Origin of the sequence: Epibacterium ulvae, from assembly GCF_018678075.1 — a bacterium.
GTDB lineage: Bacteria > Pseudomonadota > Alphaproteobacteria > Rhodobacterales > Rhodobacteraceae > Epibacterium > Epibacterium ulvae_A.
This window is the reverse complement of sequence record NZ_JAHHIR010000018.1, coordinates 1-4929: the sequence shown is the minus strand read 5'-3', so window position 1 is coordinate 4929 and position 4929 is coordinate 1. Positions and strand designations below refer to the sequence as shown.

5 protein-coding genes are annotated in these 4929 nt (G+C 56.9%); 2 read left to right on the top strand and 3 right to left on the bottom strand.

Features of this window, described 5'->3' with window-relative positions; genetic code table 11:
• Positions 1-223: 223 nt before the first annotated feature.
• The 3 genes from KMP13_RS04445 to KMP13_RS04435 form a co-directional block, all read right to left on the bottom strand.
• Complete coding sequence (locus tag KMP13_RS04445) at positions 224-382, bottom strand: hypothetical protein (RefSeq protein WP_215264356.1); 159 nt, start codon at positions 380-382, stop codon at positions 224-226.
• 15 nt (positions 383-397) lie between these two features.
• Positions 398-814: a sulfite exporter TauE/SafE family protein gene (locus tag KMP13_RS04440; RefSeq protein WP_215264355.1), complete on the bottom strand. Its 417-nt coding sequence runs from the start codon at positions 812-814 to the stop codon at positions 398-400.
• 133 nt (positions 815-947) lie between these two features.
• Positions 948-2333, bottom strand: coding sequence for a PLP-dependent aminotransferase family protein (locus KMP13_RS04435; protein WP_251363677.1), 1386 nt, complete (start codon positions 2331-2333; stop codon positions 948-950).
• Between the two features lie 292 nt (positions 2334-2625).
• Between KMP13_RS04435 and KMP13_RS04430 the strand changes: the two genes are divergently transcribed.
• Both KMP13_RS04430 and KMP13_RS04425 read left to right on the top strand, forming a co-directional pair.
• Positions 2626-4014, top strand: a complete 1389-nt coding sequence (locus KMP13_RS04430; protein WP_215264354.1) for an aspartate aminotransferase family protein — start codon at positions 2626-2628, stop codon at positions 4012-4014.
• 419 nt (positions 4015-4433) lie between these two features.
• Positions 4434-4929, top strand: a 496-nt coding sequence (locus KMP13_RS04425; RefSeq protein ID WP_435370338.1) for an ABC transporter substrate-binding protein, incomplete at its 3' end; no start/stop codon positions are given.

The window sequence follows — 4929 nt, the reverse complement described above, 5'->3', positions numbered from 1 at the left end:
CTCCTTTGTTTTTTTAATGATCGGGCGACCACGGATATTTACACTCGTTCCCAAAGCGACGCTCTTCCTATCTAAACCGACTGGCCAACTCGCTGACCGTCTCCTCGCCTTTCAGTGCTTCCAATGCGACCTTGGCCTTAAACTCAGGGTGATGTTGCTTTCGTTTCGACATCGTCAATCTCCTTCGTGTCGAAGATCAACAGACAACAAATCGTAGCTTACGTCAGTGTCCGATTTTCGGGGGGTAGCTCAGGATCGAGATCAGCACCAACCACAACGTCTGCGAATTGACCGCCCCGGCCCAGGCCAGACCGGGGGTCGCGGTTGCGGCTGCAAAGAAGAACAAGAACAACAGTGACGCGCACGACTGTTTGGCGGGCATGCCGATACCGAGATATTAGGCCACAGCCGGCGGCCCGGGCATAGCGGAAAGACCGGAAAACACGCCCGAGGCCACGCCCGTTACTGTTGCCAATGCGTCGTTGGGGCGGGCTTCTTTGGGTTTGTAGAGCAGCAGGATCAACAGACCCGCAAAGACCGACAGTGCGATCAAAATACGCGCCGCATCCGGGTTCATCACTGCTAGGGCAAACACCCCGATGGGCGTCCCAATGAGCGAACCAAGCGCCAGACGGATAAGAGAAGGTTTATGGATGTCACGGCGTAGGTCAAAGATGTCTTTGAGCCCCACGACAACTTGCAACATCACCGTCATGGCAACCGCTTCGATCGGGGAGATGACCAGCGACAGGATGGGCACCGCAGCAATTGCAAACCCAAACCCGGCCAGCCCGCGGGCAAACGCAGAAATCAAAACGGCAAAGCTGACAATAGCAACCGTGGTGGTGAATATCGTGTTGTCTCCAGGAGTGTATGTAACGCGGCCTACTGTATTTGTGCGCGCAAAGAGGGCGCCAGAAGCGGGGGTTTGACTGGGCCAGCGGGGGTTAGGCGGCCAGATTGTCTGCGATCTCTCCCAGTTTTTTCATGCCGGGGACAATCAAATCTGTGTTGATCACGGATAGGCCGAGGCGCAGAAAACGCCCTGCTTGATCGGGCGGAACAAAGGGATCACCGCTTTCAAATGTGATGCCGGCCTTACCAGCAGCGGTGAACAGATCCCGAGCATCAACACCATCCGGGCATTCCAGCCAGACGCTGCGCCCGCAATGGCAGGGATCGGGGGTGCGAAACCCCGGCATCAGTTTCGGCAGGTTTTCCATCACCCGCTCCCAGCGGTCTTGGTGGGAGGTGCGGAGCTTGCGCACCAAGGCGTGGTAGTGGCCTTCCGCAAGGAAAATTGCCGCAGCCCGTTGGTTGTTGAGCGGCGCAGATCGGTGAATCAGTCGTCGCAACCAACGGGCCTCTTGAATCACAGGCTCTGGCGCAACCAAATAACCGAGTCGTACGCCGGGTGCCAAAATTTTAGACAAAGTGCCTAGGTAAAGAACACGACCATCCTTGTCGCGTGATTTGAGGGCCAGATCTTTTACAAAGGAAACGTCGCCTTCATAGTCGTCTTCCACCACCAAAAAGTCGTCCTGACGGGCAGCGTTCAACACTTGATCACGCCGTTTGCCGGACATGACAGTCATCGATGGGCAGTGGGCACCGGGAGTTAAAACGGCCAGATCCAGACCTGAATTGGGTGGTATCACCGCCCCCTGTTTGTCGATGGCAAGGGGGGTCACCTCTGATCCGGAGAGGTCAAAAATGAAGCTTGAATCCGGGTAGCCCGGAACCTCGCAGCCAACCCGTTTTCCGGGCCCCGCCAAGAGCTGCGAAATCAGGTACAAGCCTTCCTGGGCACCCAGGGTGACAATGATCTCTTCCGGGCGTGCATAGATACCGCGATCGGGCAGGATCTGAGTCTGGATCTGTTTGATCAACATAGGGTCGTCGTCAATGGCCCGGTCCGCCCCCCACCAGCTGACGGCGGCACGCCCCAGCATATCCCGCGAGGACGCCCGCCATGCATTCAGGGGAAACAGGCTGGGGTCCACCTGACCATAGGCAAACGGATACTTATAATCCTGCCAGTTCAAAGGCTTACGAATGTGGTTCAGCTGGGACGGATGGTGGAGTAGCCGGCTGTTCCAATCCAATTCCGAGGCTGCTTCCGACTGTGGTTTCCCCGTCGGCAAATCGGTGCTGATGTAATACCCGCGCCGGGGTTTGGCCTCCAGATATCCGCGCATCGCCAGCTCTTCGAACACCGCTGCAACCGTGTTGCGCGCGATGCCCAATTTGTCGGCGAACATGCGGGTCGATTGCACCTTTTGACCGGGGGCAAGTTGCCCGGTTGCGATCGCCGAAATCAGGGCGCGTCGCAACTGGCTTTGGATCGGTTCACCACTGGTGCGATCGATGGAGATGGGCAGGGACTGAATAGCGGGCCTCGACTTTGCTAGCGATCACATCCTGCACGGGCAGGTTACGGGTACAGACATAGGCGCCAAATGCTGCGCCTGCAAATCTGCATTAGGCTGCGCAGTTTTATGTAAACTTGCAAGCCTTGTCCCGCGCGACCGCAAACTGGCCCAACCAAAAAGCCACGGCTGGCACTGTGTTGGATTTTCCGACTTGGGCAGTGATGCGGAAAACGCACCTCCAAAGGATACCTAAATGGACGACCAGCTCGGCACCAACCTGATGACTTCGACCGTGAAAGCGGATCGCGCGCATGTGTGGCACCATCTGTTTCAGCACGCGGCATTGGCTGAGCGTGACCCGCGCATTCTGGTCAAGGGCAAGGGCATGCGGGTCTGGGATCAATCCGGCAATGAGTTTCTGGATGGCGTCTCTGGCGGTGTCTGGACCGTCAACGTTGGCTATGGTCGTACCCAGATTGCCAATGCGGTGCGGGATCAGCTGGAACAGATCAACTTTTTCGCGGGCACCGTGGGCAATGTTCCGGCAGCACAATTCGCCGATCGCGTGATCGAAAAGGCACCGACCCTGAACCGTGTGTTCTTTTTGAACTCGGGTTCGGAAGCGAATGAGAAAGCCTTCAAAATGGTGCGCCAGATTTCGCACCAGCACCACGGCGGCAAGAAATGGAAGATCCTTTACCGGGAACGCGACTACCACGGCTCGACCTTGGGTGCGTTGGCCGCCACCGGCCAAGGGCAGCGCCGCGAAGGGTTTGGACCCTTCCCGGAAGGTTTCGTCGAAGTGCCCCATTGCCTTGAGTATCGCAAACAATGGGACGTGGAAAACTATGGTGAACGGGCGGCGGATGCCATCGAAGAGGTGATCCTGCGCGAAGGTGCCGACACGGTTGGCGCAATCATTCTCGAGCCGATGACCGCCGGCGGCGGCGTGATCCTGCCGCCCAAAGGCTACTGGGAGCGCGTTCAGGAGATCTGCAAGAAATACAATATTCTGATCATCATGGACGAAGTTGTCTGTGGCATGGGCCGCACCGGCCAGTGGTTCGGCTACCAGAACTTTGGCATCAAACCCGATATGGTCACCACCGCCAAAGGTCTGGCCTCTGGCTATGCGGCGATTTCGTGTCTGATCACCACCGAAGAGGTGTTCCAGCAATTCACCGCCACGCCCGATGATCCGATGACCATGTTCCGCGATATTTCCACCTTTGGTGGTTGTACTGCAGGCCCCGCGGCGGCGCTGGAAAACATGCGCATCATTGAGGACGAAAACCTGCTGGACAACACGCTGACCATGGGCGCGTTCCTCGAAAGCAAGCTGCTGGAACTGAAAGACCGGCACGCCTGGATCGGGGATGTGCGCGGTAAGGGTCTGTTCTGGGGGGTTGAGCTGGTCGAGGACCGCAACACCAAAGAACCAATGGATGAACGCATCGTCGACAGCGTGATTGCGCGCTGCGACACGGCAGGCGTTTTGATCGGTAAAACCGCACGGGCGATGCAAGGGTTCAACAACACCCTGTGTTTGAGCCCCGCGTTGATCACCGGAAAAGAGGAGATTGAACAGATCGTAGACACCCTGGATCAGGCGCTGCAATCGGTCTCGAGCCAAGCCGCATGATCTAGCCGGGACACCCCTCTGTTTCCGAGCGGCGCGCAACAGCGAATCTATCACATATCCAGCTGTGATTGCGCGCCGCGATAGTCTCAAATTTCGCATCAAACCTGCAAATCCCGCGGGATTTCCAGCGGGCGAAAATGCTGTGAAAAAAAATTCCACCATGAAATGCGCAGAGCCTTTCGCCTAAAAAACAGGCAAACGCTTTCAATTTCACGGGAGCATCTACGCTAAGTCTGGTCACTTGCTGGTCAATCAAGAACCCTATAACGCGAGTGAAATCAAAAACATAAACACAAAGCCGGGCGAACCGGCCGATCTAAGAACACAAAATTCGTTCATCAAACAACAAGGAGTTAAAGATGAGCATTTCGACACGGATCAAGACCCTCCTCGGTGGCACCGCATTGGCCGCAACCGCAATGGCCACTGCTGCCTCTTCGGAAGAGCTTACGGTTGGTTATTTTCTGGAATGGCCGATGCCGTTTTTAGCGGCTAAGGCGGATGGTGCTTATGCTGAGGCCTTGGGCATGGATGTGAACTGGGTTGCGTTTGAGACGGGGACAGCGATGTCTGCGGCGATGGCGTCTGGTGACGTTCAGATTTCCGTCAGCCAGGGCGTGCCTCCGTTTGTTGTTGCGGCCTCTTCCGGTCAGCCGCTGCAGGTTCTGGACGTGGCTGTGAGCTACTCTGAGAACGACAACTGCGTTGTGGCGACCACGCATGAGATCGACAAAGAAAGCGCCGATGAGCTGGCCAGCAAAAAGGTTGCGGTTCCGCTCGGCACCGCGGCGCATTACGGCTTCCTGAAGCAGATGGAGCATTTCGGTATCGATCTGGCCTCGCTTGAGATCGTCGACATGGCGCCCACCGATGGTGCGGCAGCGCTGGCGCAAGGTTCTGTTGATTTCGCCTGCG